The following is a 14,131-nucleotide window of genomic DNA, read 5'->3' on the forward strand; positions in this document are numbered from 1 at the left end:
CGACGCGTCGTCCTGTGCGACCCGTCGGTCGGCTGTGTCATGGGGCCGAGGTCGCCTGCAAGGACGAATCAGGAACGGGAGTGGAGGGCTGCCCTGGCGACCGATCCGCAGTGGCGTGCCGGGCGGGCCAGCCGTCGTGTTGCTGCCGATCTCCGGGCTGCGTGGCGTCAGAAGCCGGCTGTCATGCGGGCTGACGGCGGCGGCTATCCCGAGAAGCCGGCTTTCCGGCTGCCGGCCCGTCCGGAACGCCAGGTTCGTGCGGCGTGCTGGCACACCTCAGCAGTTGCGATGTCCGAACTTCAGGACTGGCAGGACCTCGTGCTCGCCACCACGCACTGAACGTGCAGTCATCACGAACTGCCCCGGGTGGCCGCGCGGCGATGCCGGAGGCGGACCACTGCCCGGACGCCTGTAGAGCCGAGGACCACGAGGAGGATGGCCGGCCCGACTGCGGCAAGGAAGTTGATCCATCCCTCGGCAGCCCCCCCCAGGATCCACACCGCGATGATCGTGGCAGCGGCCCACACGGTGGCGCCGACGGCGGTCACGGCGAGGAAGGGAAGCCGTCATGTCCCGACGGTGCCGCATATGGGGGCGATGGTGCTGCGCAGCGCGGCGGAGAAGGGGGCCGCGGCCACCACCCACAGGCCGGCCCGTGCGGCGGCGTCCTCCAACGAGTCGATCCGGTTCTGTGTGAGCGGGCCGCGTTGCCGCTCGGCCGGTCCACGCAGGAAGGTACGCCCGTGCGGTTGCCGATCCGGTGACCTGCCGCCCCGCCCGCGGCGGCGCCGACTGCCGCCGCCAGGACGGCGCCTGCGGGGTGCACCTGGCCGTCGACCGTCAAGAGCGCTGCGGTGGTCATGGCGATGCCCCTGGGAGCAGGAAGGCACACATACTGGAGCGCGACGGTCAGAGCGAGACTCACACAGACGAGAGTCTGGGGAAGGCTCCGCAGCCATTGATCCATCGAGACATCCTGAAGTGTCCGGCGGCCGTGCGCACGCGCGGGGGAGGGGGTCACATGCCGGCGAGCCTGTTGATGTCGCGGCTGGTGAGAGTGCTGGGGGAGGGGATGCCGGGTCGGCTGAGGGCGATGGCCGCGCGGCCGACAGCCTCGGTCGACGTGGTCCAGTCGGGACACATCCGGCGCAGCACCGGGTAGAGCGGGCCGGTCGCCGTGTAGAACGCCCGGGCGGCAAAGGAAGACGGGCGGGCGCCATGGAGGGGCCGGATGTAGCCCGGGCGCAGGATGTGTGTGCGCAGCGGGAGCGCCCGGAGCGCGTTCTCCGCCGAACCTTTGACCCGGGCCCACATCACGGGGCCGTTCTCGCTGCCGTCGGCGCTGCGGCCGGAGACGTAGATGAAGGCGGGCCGATTGCCCAGTTCCACCAGAATGCTCGCCGCACCGAGCGCGTAGTCGCGTGTCACGCGGGTGTAGTCCGCTTCGGTGACGCCCGTGGACGAGGTGCCGATCGCGTAATGGCATGCGTCGATCGCCGCGAGTTCACTGCGCAGCGGAGTGAGATCGGTGAAGTCCTGATGAGTCAGCACGCGCACCTTGGGGTGGGTCAGGGCCGGCGTGCGGCGGGTGACGACGGTGACGGAGCGGACGGACACGTCGGTGATGCATGCGTGGAGAATGCCGTGGCCGACCATGCCGGTGGCGCCGAGGAGGAGAACGTTCACTGGGTGCTTTCCAAGTCCGTTGGTGAGGCTGACGCCGAGCAATTGCGGTCCGGGACGCCCTGCACGGAGTGCAAGTCGCGGATTTCGTATGCCGGTTCGCCGTGGAGTGCCGGGGGATCGGATCGCCGAGTCCGGGGCGGGCCTTGCGGGGCGCGGGCCGAGGCGATGGCTCGAACCATGGGCACACTCCGACCGCCGGGGCCCGCGGCGCCGCTCACGCCTGGGCAGGGTCGCCCTCGGTGCGCACGGCCACGGTGCAACGGGCGGGGCCGGTCCGCCCGTTGCACGGGGCCGGGGCCTGCGTTTCCGCCGGCCGGGGTCACACGGTGACAGCTCCGTGGGCGAGAAGGCTCTCGGCGCAGTCGAGGACGGTCTCGCGGGGTGAGCGGGGCTGCCAGCCGAGCAGGGTCCTCGCCTTTTCGGTGCTGTGCCGGTTGCGGCGGCCCAGAGCGGGAGTGATCTCTCGCAGCGTGGGGTCCCGGAACCGGGCGAGGAGGCGAACGACGGTGTCGGGGATCTGCCGGGTCGACACGTGCCGGCCCTCGTTCCCGAGGTCGTCACGCAGGATCTGGGTCATCTCCCGCATCCACATGAACTCGCCCGTGGCGAGGAACCGCTGCCCGGCCGCGGCCGGCGACTGCATCGCGCGCAGATGGACATCGACGAGATCCCGTACGTCGACGACCTCCAGGCCGATACGGGGCACGCCGGGCATCTTCCCGCAGAGCATGCGGGCGATGATGCCGACGGAGCCGATGTTGTCCTTGGTGAGGATCGGCCCGAACACCGCGCCGGGGAGCACGGTGGTGAGTTCGGTGCCACTGGCCTGCTCCGCCATGAAGTCCCAGGCGGCGCGCTCGGCGAGGGTCTTGGATCGGCGGTAGGGGATCAGCGTGGGGTCCTCGGGGTCGGTCCACAGCGTCTCGTCGGTGATGCCCTCGCTGGCATACGAGGACGGGCTCGCGGCGTTGGCTGCTGAGGTCATGACGATCCGCTTGACGCCGGCGGACGTTGCGGCACGAAGGACGCGCAGGGTGCCGTCGCGGGCCGCGCGGATCATGGTGTCCGGGTCTTTGCCGGAGTTGACGCCGAGCGGAGAAGCGACGTGCAGAACGTGGTCGACGCCCTTGAGGGCGCAATCCCAGCCGGCGTCGGAGGTGAGATCTGCGACTGCGAAGTCCAGCCTGCCCGCGGGGTCTTCCTCACCGGACAGGGCATCGAGGACGGACTTCTCGCGGTCGGCGGACCGTACGGTGGTCCGCACGTGGTAGCCGCGGTGGAGCAGTTCGGCGATGCACCAGCCGCCGATGTAGCCGGTTCCGCCAGTGACCAGGACGAGCTCGGACATGATGACCCTCCGGGGTTGCGCGGGGTGTGGAAGAATGAAACGGAGTCCCCTCCGGAACTCTTCCAACGTAACGGAGGGGCCTCCGTTTAGCAATTGCGGACCCGTCCGCCGACCGGTCCCAGAGCCGCAGCAGGTCCCGTATCGACAAAAACAGGTCCCGTATCGACAAAAAGAGGAGGTCGCACACCCGTGGAACCCGCATCGCCCGCGAAGCCGACGCGGAAGGACGCGCGCACCAACCGGGAGCGCATCCTGACCGTCGCCCGCGAAGCACTCGCCGCGTCCAGAACGGCCTCGCTCACCGGGATCGCCAAGCAGGCCGGCGTCGGCATCGGCACCCTGTACCGGCACTTCCCGACCCGCGAGGCGCTCATCCTGGAGCTGTACCGCAACGACCTGCAGCGGATCATCGACCGCGCGCCGGTCCTGCTCGACGCCCACCCTCCGGTCGACGCGCTCCGCCTCTGGTTCACGGAGATCGCGCACTACGGGCGGCTGAAGTTCGAGTTCGCCGAGATCATCCACGCGGCAACGAACAACGGCCAGGACGACGAGAGCTACGGGCCTTTCCTGCTCTCCCTCGCCCTGCTGCTCGAAGCCGGCGCCGCCGACGGTTCCCTGAAGGCGGGCCTGGACCCCGAGGACGTCCTGCTCCAGCTGAGCGTGCTCTGGCGCATCGACCCGGCTCGCGGCGGCGAAAAACAGGCGACCCGGATTCTCGACCTGATCATCGACGGCCTGCGTCAGCCGGCGCCCTGATTGCTCAGAGACGGGGCAGCGTCGCCAGCCGCACTGCGGCAGGCCTGTCGTCCCCTTCTCCCGCCAGGGCCGCCACGTGCGGTCGGCTTCGGCGACGTTGACCGCCGCGTTGATGTCCTCCCGTGGGAGGTCGCCCCGGAGGGGGACCTCCCGGATGAAAGGGCACTCGGCCACGCGTACAGCCGTACGCTGCGCTGCAGCAGACGTTCGAAGTCATGGTGAGTGCGGTCACCGGTGTCCTCGAAGGGGGCCAGCGGTCTCACGGGTAAGGTCCCAGGCGAGAAGACGCGGGTAGAAGCTGAGGGCTTCCAGATCGCGCTCTGCCTCCAGGAGGTCGGCCGGACGGGAGCAGTCGGCGAGGGCACGGACGGACTGGCGCCGCTCGCGCAACGCCTTGATGAGCGCTCCGGCTCCCTGTCCGAGCGCGCTGCCGCGGTACCGGACAGGAGCAGGGCGGGCCTGGACGAGTGGTTCCCGGGAGCGGTGCAGGAACGCCTGCCCGAGCAGCCGACCCCTCCGAACGAAGGCACACTCCGGGTGCGAAATACTCTCCCGATGAGTTCACTCACTTCCCCGATCAGTCAGCCGATCACCATACGCAGGGCCGTCGCGCGGGATGCCAAAAGACTCACACGGCTCGTGCGTGGCTCAGGCGCCTACAAGGGGAAGTACGCGTCCGCAGTCGCGGGCTACCGGGTCGGTCCTGATTACATCGAGGCCCACCGCGCCTACGTAGCCGTCGGCTCCGACGAGTACGGAGGCCGGGTCCTCGGGTTCTACTCGCTCGTCCTCGCACCACCGGAGCTCGACCTGCTGTTCGTCGCCGACGAAGCGCAAGGACGGGGTATAGGACGACTGCTCGTCGCGCACATGCACTCCGAGGCCCGTGCCGCCGGGCTCGAGCGTGTCATGGTCGTGTCGCACCTTCCCGCTGCGGACTTCTACCATCGCGTCGGTGCCGTACGGATCGGGACCGCCCTCGCGAACCCGCCCGCGGTCCCGTGGGACCGTCCCGAATTCGAGTTTCGCATTCCTCCGGAATGACGCGGTAGGCCGGTTCGCAGGGCACCGGCTTCGCCTGCATGACGCGCTCCGTTTCTGCTGTCGCCTCTGCCCTGGCGAGAGGATCGCCTGCGTCGGCGGCCTCTCCTTCACCCGAGGCCGACGATCTGGAAGAGGCGTGCGGCGGCACCGCCCGAAGAGTCCGTCGCGGGCGGCGCCGCAGCCGGAAGGGGGACCGTACTGCCGGGCTATGGCTCAGGCGTCGATGATGACGGGGATGATGAGGGGCTTGCGGCGATAGGTGCGGAACGCCCAGTTCGCCACGGCGCGGGCCAGGAGCTGTTCGAGTTGACGCGCGTCCCCGACGCCTTCCTCGGCTGCGGTGGCCAGGGTCTTCTCGATGACGGGGATGACCGGCTCGAAGGTGGCGTCGTCGTGGACGAAGCCCCGGGCCAGGAAGTCGGGGGCCTCGGCGAGAGCACCGGTGTCCGCGTCGACGATCGCCACCACCGTGACCACGCCTTCGGCGGCGAGGGTGAGGCGGTCCTTGAGGGACGCTTCGGTGGCGCCGCCGACTTCCATGCCGTCCACGTAGACGTTGCCGGCCGCGACCTTGCCGGTGATGGATGCGCGTCCGTCGACCAGGTCGACGACGACGCCGTCCTCGGCGATGACGACCCGGTCGCGGTCGACACCGGTACGGATGGCGAGGTCGGCGTTGGCCCGCAGGTGGCGCCATTCGCCGTGCACGGGCATGACGTTGAGGGGTTTGACGATGTTGTAGCAGTAGACGAGTTCGCCGGCGCTGGCATGCCCGGAGACGTGCACCTTGGAGTTGCCCTTGTGGACCACGTGGGCGCCCCACCGGGTGAGCCCGTTGATCACCCGGTAGATGGCGTTCTCGTTGCCAGGGATGAGAGAGCTGGCGAGCAGGACGGTGTCGCCCTTGCCGATGCGGATCACGTGGTCGCGGTTGGCCATCCGCGACAGCGCGGCCATCGGCTCGCCCTGGGAGCCGGTGCACACCAGCGTGATCTTGTGGTCCGGGAGCTTCTCCAGCTCCTTCGTGCTCACGACCAGACCGGAAGGCACCTTCAGATAGCCCAGGTCACGGGCGATGCCCATGTTGCGGACCATCGATCGGCCGACGAAGGCGACCTTGCGGCCGTGCTGGTGGGCGGCGTCCAGGACCTGCTGGATGCGGTGCACATGGCTGGCGAAGCTGGAGACGATGACCCGGCGCGGCGCGGTGCGCATCACCTGTTCGATCGCCGGGTTCAGCTCCCGCTCGGAGGTGGTGAAGCCGGGCACTTCGGCGTTGGTGGAGTCGGTGAGGAACAGGTCCACGCCCTCCTCGCCGAGGCGGGCGAAGGCGCGCAGATCGGTGATGCGGTCGTCGAGAGGGAACTGGTCCATCTTGAAGTCGCCGGTGTGCAGCACCATCCCGGCCCGGGTGCGGATCGCGACCGCGAGGCTGTCGGGGATGGAGTGGTTGACCGCCACGAACTCGCAGTCGAAGGGCCCGAAGCCACGCCGGTCGCCCTCCCGCACCCGTACCGTGCGCGGCCGGATGCCGTGTTCCTTGAGCTTGGCCTCCAGGAACGCCAGCGTCAGCTTGGAGCCGACGACGGGAAGGTCGGACCGCTCCCGCAGCAGGTACGGCACGCCGCCGATGTGGTCCTCGTGGCCGTGGGTGAGTACCACGGCCACGATGTCGTCCAGCCGGTCGCGGATCGAGGTGAAGTCCGGCAGGATCACGTCCACGCCGGGCTGGGTCTCCTCGGGGAACAGTACGCCGCAGTCGACGATGAGCAGCTTGCCCGCGTGCTCGAAGACGGTCATGTTGCGGCCGATCTCACCCAGGCCGCCCAGGGCGATGACCCGCAGCCCCCCTTCGGGAAGAGGCGGTGCGGCCTTCAGCTCGGGGTGCGGATGACTCATACCCTGACGGTACCCGGAGAGCGGGACAGGGTGATCCACTGCCCGTGTGATCCAACGAGCGCTCGATACGACCCCACGCCGGAGACGTACTGGCGCTCAGGTCGGCAAGCGTCTCCGCTGCCCGCTGCCCGCTGCCCGCTGCCCGCTGCCCCGGCCCCGGACAGGAGGGCATCCGCAGCCTCAGCGACCGCCGAGGGTGCCGGGGTGGCTTCGCGGGTCCCGCGGGCGGTGAGCACCCCGCCCGCGATCACGCAGAAGGAACAGGACGAACCGACGACCTGGGCATGCGCTCACGGCCGCTGAAGTATCGAGGTCGAACCTGCCTTGACGGTCCCTCGTGCGTGACCGGGCAGTTGCTGCCGGGTATGGCAGGCGCGCCGTTCGCTACGTGGCGTCCGTGCGGTTCGCCGTCCTCAAGGAGTGGCTGTGGCCTGCGCTTTCCATGGGGAGTTGCGCTGGTGGTGCAGAGCCGGTGCTTGTCACTGTTGGATGTGGGTGGGCGGAAGAGCGATGACGATGCGAGGACCAGGGTTCGGCTGACTGTCTGGGGCTGTGTTGCCGGGCTGGTCGTGGCCTTGGTCATTCCGGTGACCGTGCTGGTGACGGTCCTGCTGTTCGGCATGCCGGTCGCGTAGAGCTGTCGGTTGCCCGGCGGCCCACCTTGTCGTTGTGCGGGCGGCGGGCGGCGGGCGGCGGGCGGCGGGCGGCGGGCGGAGTGGCCGGTCGACAGCCGTCGCCTCGATTAGTGGCCCTTTGCCGCCTGCGTCCACTGTGGCCTGCTGCGCGCCGGCTTCGAAGTGCCGCTCTGCCTCTTCGGCGCTGCGTTGCCGCTGGTGCTCACGGCTCTCATCGGCGTGGGCCGGTGACGTCATGACGCCTGCCTGCTGCGAGATGCCGGCCGTGGTCGGCGGCGGCACGGCGCGGTTCGTGGGCGGGGTCGGCGGAGTGGCTGCTGCCCGGGGCCGCTCCCGCTGTGGAGGGGGAGGTGTGTGCCCTCGGAGGGTGCGTGATGCGCGGCGGGGGTTTGTCGGGTGGTCTGCCTCGCGGGGTCAGGTCAGACGAGGGCGGTCAGGCGTGCGCTGGGAGGGCGGGGGCCGGGGTGCGGCAGTGGCGTCCGTTCCCGGGCGCGTCCAGGGCGGAGGGGCGTTCGGCGGCAGGTTGCCCACGGTGCCGGCCGGCACCGAAGTCCGTCACCGGACGACGGCGGCGAAGGGTCCTGAGGGCGCGGATCTGCTGTTTCATCATGTTCTCTGTTCGGGTGTTCTTCGGGGCGTGTCCCGATCAGATGCTGTAGGGGTCTTCGAGGACGTAGAGGGTCCAGAGCTGGTCGAAGTGCCAGCGGTCGAAGGCGTAGGCGCGTTCGTCGGTCTGGGTGAGGGCGGTCCACTGTCCGTGGTGGCGGTGGTACACGTGGTGGCCGTCGTAGCGGAGCTGGGGGCCGTGGTCGTCGGTGCGCCAGTAGGTGTAGCCGGAGGCGTCCCGCTCGCCGTGCCACTGGCGCTGTCCGTCGGAGAGGGACCATCCCTGGCTGATCCGGGAGAGGCCGCTGTGCTGGGTCACGCTGACGACGGCGGTGGTGTGAGCGCCATGCTGGTCCGCGGGCAGGGTGGCTGCGGAGGCGGTGCCGGTGACGGCGAGGAGGGCGCTGCCGGTCATGGTGACGGTGGCGGCGGCGAGGGCGAGGCGGGTCGTCAGCTTGTTCATGGTGGTGTCTCCTTGCTTCGCCCGGTGTGTGGTGCGGGCGGTGAACGATCGACGCGTCAGGCTGAGGGGCTCGTGCCCGGTACGGCTGAGCGACGTCATGCGTTGACGCTAGCAGATCGTTGAGGCGCATCAATGAATGAGTGGGTGTGACCGTCGACTCACCGAAACGAAGCTGCCCGGAGGGTCGCGGATCCGCGGAGGCTCTCGGCTCGCCGACACGAAGCTGTCCGGGGATGCCGCGGTTCCGCGGACGCTGTCGGCTCGCCGACAGGAAGCTGCCGGGATGTCGAGGATTCGCGGGGGCTGTCGGCTCGCGTCCGCTCCGGCCGCCCCTCCCCGGTGGTCGGGGTTATAGGGCGTGGCGGCAGAGGGGTGCGGGCCCGAGGGGACTGTCAGGATCGCTGCGGCGGGCCTGGCGGGGAGCGCGCCCTGGCCGGGCGGTTCGTGGGGGCTGGTTCCGGTCGCTGGGCGGGGGGCAAGGCTGTTCGGGGTGGTCCGGTCCGGGGTGGCGGTCCTGGGTGGCGTGGCGAGACCGCCGCTCGCACCCTTTGTCGTCCGCCGCGGTCCCGGTCGCGCCGGCCGTGCCCCTCGTCGCGGTCCCGGTCCTGGTGGCCGTGTCCTTCGTCGCGGTCCAGATTCGCACCGTTGAGTGCCTGCTACCATCGATGTCGATAGATGGTTTTGGTCGGCTAATGGTTTGCCGACTGGCAAGGTGAGTGGGGTGACAATGACTGCGGATCTGACCGGCATCGTCGAGGCCGAGCCCCTGGACCGGCTGGGGTTTCTGCTTGCCCGGCACGGTGCTATCGCCTGTGCCCGTACGGAGCAGGCGTTCAAGCTGTGCGGGCTGACGCCCCGCCAGGGCGCGACGCTGGTGTTGCTGGGTGAGTCGGGCAATATGAGCCAGAAGGGTATGGCTGAGGTTCTGGAGGTGGATCCCAGCATCCTGTGCGGGATCCTCAACGACCTGGAGAACACGCACCTGGTCGAGCGGCGGCGTGATCCGGCCGACCGGCGCCGTCACATCGTTGCGCTCACCGATGAGGGCAGCAGTGCTCTGGCCAGGGCTCAGGACGCCATCACTGCCGTGGAGAAGGAGCTCTTCGCCGACTTCACCCCCGAAGAGCTCTCCACCCTGCGCGGCCTCCTCGCTCGGGTCAGGACCTCCAGGAGTGTCAGGACGTCGGGGAGTGAGTCCTTCTGCACCTGACCGACCCCGCCACCATCAGGCAGTAAGGGGCCACGGGCATTCCTGTGGCCCCTTCGCCATGCCACCCTTCCCCCCTTACGCGCTTCCACCCTTCCGCGAATCGGCAGCGTTCTGGCAGTTTCGTTGCGGTGGCGGGTGCGCGGCGGGGTGGCCCTTCACGGTCTTTGGTGGTGTGTTCGGGTGTGTGCCGCGCCGTCGGTCACTGCTACTCGGGGTAACGCTTTGTGCCGCAACGGGTGGCCTGTGCCGGGTCCGGCCGGGTGGTGGGGTGCGCTGGCCGGTCGGCGGGTGTGTTCCGGCCGTCTGACGGATGTTGTGGCCGGGGGCTGTCGCTGATCATGGAGCGCACGGGTCACGGCGCTCGGCCGGGCCGGGAGGAGGTTGGTCTGATGACGATCCGCCTGACGTTGGTGAGTGTGCCCGGTAGTGACGCCGCCGCGGACCCCTTCCTCGGTGACGCTCCCCTCAGTGAGCGCAGTGTGCGCGGTGTGCGCAGGGCCGGCGGCGGGGGAGCGGTGCTCCCTCGGCACAGCATGGCTGTGCGGGCACCTTCGCTCCGGTGCGCGCAGACCGCGGACGCTCTGGGCCTGGTGGCAGCGGTCGAACCCGCACTGCGCGGTCTTGATGTGGGCGCATGGTGCGGTCGCACCGTCGACGAGGTTGCCGCGGCCGACCCTGACGCCTTCAGTGCCTGGCTCACCGACCCGGATGCCGCGCCGCACGACGGCGAGTCGGTGCGCGGGCTGTGCCGCCGGACGGCGCGCTGGCTGGACCACGTGGCGCCCGAGGCGGGCCACGTGGTGGCCATCACGGAAGCGGCCGTGGTGCGGGCCGCGCTCGTTCACGCTTTGGCCCTGCCGGCACGGGCCTTCTGGCACCTGGCGGTGCCGCCGCTGTCCCCGGTCCTTCTCACCTGGCGTGCCGGCCACTGGGAGGTCCGGCCCGGCCCCGTCACCGCCCGGGGGAGCGGGCGGCGGTTCCTGTCGCCGTCGGCGACGCCGGCACGCGGCGACAGGGATCGGTCTGTGGCGGCCCGCCCGGGCGGCGGGAGGCGATCGGGTTCGTTGCGGGAGACGGTCTGTGCCGGCTGCGGGTAGGCACTCACCGGCACCCTCCGTCGTTACCCGGGCGGTCCACCCGGTCACGGTCGTCTGATCGACGGCCGGCGGGCGCAGCGCCCATGCAGCGGTGGGCCGCCGGGCCGCGAGGACGGAATGGGAGCCCGGCCCGGCGGCCCGTGGGGCCGCATCGGGAGGCGCCTCAGCGCCGGCGGTACCGGGCAGGTCCATGGGCGGCAGTCACCCCCGGTGCCCCGGCGCGCACTTCAGCGCGCAGGTGGGCTCCCGCCCGCACCTGCTGAGCCTGAGCGGTCGTGAGGGCCTGAGCGCAAGGCCGTAGGCTTGCGGGGGAGTGGAGGGGTAGCTGCTCCCGCTGCCAGCGACCGGCGTCCGCACTGGCCGAATGTGGAGTTCAGCCGGGTGCGGTGCGACTTCCCGGGACGGGACGACTGCTCGGACCGCCCCCTGAACAAGGATCGGACCGCTCCCTGGACACGGAGTAGGTGAAGGCCACCGGCAACACCCGCCGGGCGAATCGGGGCGGCTGCGCCGTGTCGGACCAGGGCAGCCACACCGCACCTGCCTCTTCGGCCGCTGCTGCCGGACGGGTGTGCGACCGCGTGTGTCCACACCGGCATCGGCCGCGACCTTCGCACCGACCTCCACCAGGACCGCTGTGCCTACGTGTGGGACGACCGTTCGGACAACGCCACCCTGCGCAATGACCACCACCGCTTCATCGACGCCACCTCCTGGGGCCGCCGCTGCTGCTGAACAGGCCTGCACCGCGGTGGCCGGCGGGCCGAGGCCGGTGCCGCGGTAGGGGAGTGTGGAGTGGGCGGCCCGGTATTGCGGGCGCCCTGCCTGTGTTCTCGCCCCCGCTCGCGTTGAGGCGGGCCGTGGGCGTGTGACGACCGAGGCCGCCGGGGAGGGCTGTGGCTGGCCGGGGAACTGGAGGATCACGCCTCGCCGCTCGCGCGCCGGGCGCGAAATGCCGCCGTTTTGACCCTGTTCTGACAGGCCGTCGAGCAGAATTGGCGGCCTGCGTTGCGGGATGTGTCGACATATACCCGGTCGCAGTGGGGGGCTGCGCAGACTCCGAGGCGTCCGGCGTGGTCTCCGCCGAGAGTCATGGCGAGGCCGGTGGCGCAGCCGGCACTCCAGCCGACGGCATAGGAGTCATCGGCGCCGTGGAAGTGGACCTGCCACGGTTCGCCGGGAGTCCGGTCGAGCTGGGGGCGGGCGCCGGTCTCACGCAGCAGCGCGTTGAGGGCGGGGGCTGCATCATCGAGGCGGTCGGCCGCCGCGGCCTCGAACACGGTTCGCAGAGCGCGGGCGGTGGCCGCCAGCCGGTCCGCCTCGACACGTTCCAGGTCCGCCCCGGCGGCAAGGGCCTCACGGACCGCCTCAACCCGCTCAGCGCCTACGGGGGCGAGGTAGCGCCGACCACGCGCCTCACCGTCCGTCAGCGCGTTGACCAGCGCCACCGAGGCATCCAGCAAAGAACGCATGTGACTGTCGAACATCACTTGACCGGTTACTCCCTCGGGATCTAGCGTGCGTGACTGTCATTATGCGATTCAACGGTGACGGGCGGGGTGGCAGGGTGGGCTTGTTGTCGACTGGAGTGCCGCTGCCACGTGCAGTGCGGTGGCTGATCGCGGCGCGCGCGGTCAACCGGCTCGGGGCGTTCTCGCTGTCCTTTCTCACCGTGCTGATGGTCAGTCAGTACGGCGTGAGCGAAGCGACCGCCGGGTTGGTCACGGCCGCCTTCGGCCTGGCGACGGTTCCCTCGCGGCTGGTCGGAGGGCGCGTGTCCGACCGGCTGGGGCGGCGTCGCACCATCGTCATCGGGCTGGCCGGCTGCGCCGTGGCCCAGTTGGGGATCGCTGCCGCCGACAGCCTGGTCACGACCGTCACGTTCGTGGTGTTCCTCGGTCTCGTCTTCGAGCTGTATGAGCCGCCGAGCCAGGCGATGATCGCCGATGCCGTCGGGGCCCCGGAACGGGTGCGCGCCTACGGTCTGCTCAACGCCGCCCTGGCCGCGGCCGGCATGGGCGCCGGACTGATCGCGGCCGGACTGGGGCGGTGGGACTTGCGGTGGCTGTTCGTCGCCGACGCCGTCACCTGCCTGGTCTGCGCGCTGGTGGTGCAGCGCGTGCTGCCCGGCGACCCGCCGCGAGTCGCGCCCTTTTCGGACCGGGCCGACCACGTCGCCCCGTGGCGCGACGGCCTTCTGATGGCCCTGCTCGCCTCCGGCACGCTCTTCGCGCTGGTCTACCTCCAGATCATGATCACCCTGCCCCTGTCGATGGCCCACCGCGGCCTGCAACCCGCCGACGCCGGAATCCTGTTCACCACCTCAGCTCTCACCATCGTCCTCGGACAGCCTCTGCTGCGATTCAGGCCGCTTGCCGTACTGCCCACACCTGCCGCCTTCGCCACGGGCTACACCTTGCTCGCCGTGGGCCTGGCCGGCTACGGCGCGACGCACTCGCTGGGCGCCCATGTTGCGCCGACCATCGTGTGGAGCCTGGGTGATCTCATCCTCATGGGCCGCGTGTACGCCCTGGTCGCCGATCTCGCCCCGGCAGATGGCACCGGCCGCTACATGGCCGTCTACGGCATCAGCTGGGGAATCGCCGGGGTCTTCGCTCCCGTGGCGGGCACTCAACTGCTGCAGGACATGGGAGCAACCACACTGTGGCTGACCATGTCCGGGGCCTGTCTCGCCCTGGCGCTCACCCAGCCGTTCCTCGCCCGTACCGTCTCCGCCCGCACGTCTCCGCACTCGCTGGAAAGGTCCCCGAGCTCCTCTTCCAGGTCTTGACGGAGCGGGAAGAGAAGAACAGCGTGGCGATCGCCTCGAACGAGTCGTTCTCTGGCTGGGCCAAGACCTTCACCGACCCCCGACTCTGCGCGGCCATCGTCGAACGCCTCACCTTCGGCGGCAACATCATCGAGACCGGCACCGACTCCTACCGCCTCGCCACCACCCGCGCCCGCGCCGAACAGAAGCAAGCGGTCGGCTGAGTGGCGAGCAACCACCCGGACTCTCAGTTCTCCAGAAGGCGCCGACGCCACCACCCGCACGCACCCCACGAACCTGTCAGCATGAGGTGAGGACTGAGGGGAACAGTTCGGCGGTCGAATTGGGAATCGAGCCTGGAGACGAGCCTGCCAAGGTCTTCCCGAGCACCACGGGGAAGCCACAGCAGCACGTCCTCCAGGAGGTCTCGCGCCACGAGAGGATCACAGCACTCGCAGCCCATCACCGGATCCAGCAGCACACGCCCTGGCTGTTTCAGATACCGCTGGCACTCGGCCAGGGCAGCAGCCACAGCCCCTGGCCATAGTCGGTCCTCTTCCAACTTCCGGATCGCTACGCGAGTTGCCGCAGACACACCGCGGACCCGGCGAACC

11 protein-coding genes and 1 pseudogene are annotated in these 14,131 nt (G+C 70.2%); 7 read left to right on the forward strand and 5 right to left on the reverse strand.

Features of this window, described 5'->3' with window-relative positions; translation table 11 throughout:
• Positions 1-183: 183 nt before the first annotated feature.
• Positions 184-339: a hypothetical protein gene (locus ABEB03_RS33415; protein ID WP_345656575.1), complete on the forward strand. Its 156-nt coding sequence runs from the start codon at positions 184-186 to the stop codon at positions 337-339.
• 678 nt (positions 340-1,017) lie between these two features.
• On the opposite strand, the gene ABEB03_RS33420 is transcribed toward ABEB03_RS33415, so the two are convergent.
• Both ABEB03_RS33420 and ABEB03_RS33425 read right to left on the reverse strand, forming a co-directional pair.
• On the reverse strand, positions 1,018-1,686 hold the full coding sequence (locus ABEB03_RS33420; RefSeq protein ID WP_345656576.1) for a Rossmann-fold NAD(P)-binding domain-containing protein: 669 nt from the start codon (positions 1,684-1,686) through the stop codon (positions 1,018-1,020).
• A 319-nt stretch (positions 1,687-2,005) separates the two neighbouring features.
• The gene (locus ABEB03_RS33425; protein WP_345656577.1) at positions 2,006-3,034 is read right to left on the reverse strand and encodes an NAD-dependent epimerase/dehydratase family protein; all 1,029 of its coding nucleotides are present in this window, start codon (positions 3,032-3,034) and stop codon (positions 2,006-2,008) included.
• A 189-nt stretch (positions 3,035-3,223) separates the two neighbouring features.
• On the opposite strand from ABEB03_RS33425, the gene ABEB03_RS33430 reads away from it, so the two are divergent.
• Both ABEB03_RS33430 and ABEB03_RS33435 read left to right on the forward strand, forming a co-directional pair.
• Positions 3,224-3,793 carry a TetR/AcrR family transcriptional regulator gene (locus tag ABEB03_RS33430; RefSeq protein ID WP_345656578.1) on the forward strand — a complete coding sequence of 190 codons (570 nt, stop codon included), beginning with the start codon at positions 3,224-3,226 and terminating at the stop codon, positions 3,791-3,793.
• 555 nt (positions 3,794-4,348) lie between these two features.
• Positions 4,349-4,837 carry a GNAT family N-acetyltransferase gene (locus tag ABEB03_RS33435; protein WP_345656579.1) on the forward strand — a complete coding sequence of 163 codons (489 nt, stop codon included), beginning with the start codon at positions 4,349-4,351 and terminating at the stop codon, positions 4,835-4,837.
• Between the two features lie 213 nt (positions 4,838-5,050).
• Here ABEB03_RS33435 and ABEB03_RS33440 read toward each other — a convergent pair whose 3' ends face one another.
• Together ABEB03_RS33440 and ABEB03_RS33445 are read right to left on the reverse strand one after the other, a co-directional pair.
• Positions 5,051-6,736, reverse strand: a complete 1,686-nt coding sequence (locus ABEB03_RS33440) for a ribonuclease J (protein WP_345656580.1) — start codon at positions 6,734-6,736, stop codon at positions 5,051-5,053.
• Between the two features lie 1,281 nt (positions 6,737-8,017).
• On the reverse strand, positions 8,018-8,440 hold the full coding sequence (locus ABEB03_RS33445; RefSeq protein WP_345656581.1) for a hypothetical protein: 423 nt from the start codon (positions 8,438-8,440) through the stop codon (positions 8,018-8,020).
• Between the two features lie 727 nt (positions 8,441-9,167).
• Between ABEB03_RS33445 and ABEB03_RS33450 the strand changes: the two genes are divergently transcribed.
• Positions 9,168-9,650: a MarR family winged helix-turn-helix transcriptional regulator gene (locus ABEB03_RS33450; RefSeq protein ID WP_345656582.1), complete on the forward strand. Its 483-nt coding sequence runs from the start codon at positions 9,168-9,170 to the stop codon at positions 9,648-9,650.
• 389 nt (positions 9,651-10,039) lie between these two features.
• On the forward strand, positions 10,040-10,747 hold the full coding sequence (locus tag ABEB03_RS33455; RefSeq protein WP_345656583.1) for a histidine phosphatase family protein: 708 nt from the start codon (positions 10,040-10,042) through the stop codon (positions 10,745-10,747).
• Between the two features lie 920 nt (positions 10,748-11,667).
• Here the strand turns inward: ABEB03_RS33455 and ABEB03_RS33460 are convergent.
• Entirely contained in the window at positions 11,668-12,234 is a 567-nt protein-coding gene (locus tag ABEB03_RS33460) for a CGNR zinc finger domain-containing protein (protein ID WP_345656616.1), read from the reverse strand.
• An 89-nt stretch (positions 12,235-12,323) separates the two neighbouring features.
• Here ABEB03_RS33460 and ABEB03_RS33465 point away from each other — a divergent pair, with 89 nt between their 5' ends.
• Positions 12,324-13,538: an MFS transporter gene (locus tag ABEB03_RS33465; RefSeq protein ID WP_345656584.1), complete on the forward strand. Its 1,215-nt coding sequence runs from the start codon at positions 12,324-12,326 to the stop codon at positions 13,536-13,538.
• Positions 13,517-13,741, forward strand: a pseudogene (locus ABEB03_RS33470) (ATP-binding protein); the annotation flags it as partial. The gene ABEB03_RS33465 and the pseudogene ABEB03_RS33470, both read left to right, overlap by 22 nt.
• Between the last annotated feature and the right edge of the window lie 390 nt (positions 13,742-14,131).

Origin of the sequence: Streptomyces siamensis, from assembly GCF_039543605.1 — a bacterium.
Lineage (GTDB): Bacteria > Actinomycetota > Actinomycetes > Streptomycetales > Streptomycetaceae > Streptomyces > Streptomyces siamensis.

Bases quoted from the DNA above. Each gene is read 5' to 3' on its own strand.
- ABEB03_RS33460 (WP_345656616.1), bottom strand. From the start codon at position 12,234: ATGTTCGACAGTCACATGCGTTCTTTGCTGGATGCCTCGGTGGCGCTG.
- ABEB03_RS33425 (WP_345656577.1), bottom strand. From the start codon at position 3,034: ATGTCCGAGCTCGTCCTGGTCACTGGCGGAACCGGCTACATCGGCGGC.
- ABEB03_RS33440 (WP_345656580.1), bottom strand. From the start codon at position 6,736: ATGAGTCATCCGCACCCCGAGCTGAAGGCCGCACCGCCTCTTCCCGAA.
- ABEB03_RS33450 (WP_345656582.1), top strand. From the start codon at position 9,168: ATGACTGCGGATCTGACCGGCATCGTCGAGGCCGAGCCCCTGGACCGG.
- ABEB03_RS33445 (WP_345656581.1), bottom strand. From the start codon at position 8,440: ATGAACAAGCTGACGACCCGCCTCGCCCTCGCCGCCGCCACCGTCACC.
- ABEB03_RS33435 (WP_345656579.1), top strand. From the start codon at position 4,349: ATGAGTTCACTCACTTCCCCGATCAGTCAGCCGATCACCATACGCAGG.
- ABEB03_RS33455 (WP_345656583.1), top strand. From the start codon at position 10,040: ATGACGATCCGCCTGACGTTGGTGAGTGTGCCCGGTAGTGACGCCGCC.
- ABEB03_RS33415 (WP_345656575.1), top strand. From the start codon at position 184: ATGCGGGCTGACGGCGGCGGCTATCCCGAGAAGCCGGCTTTCCGGCTG.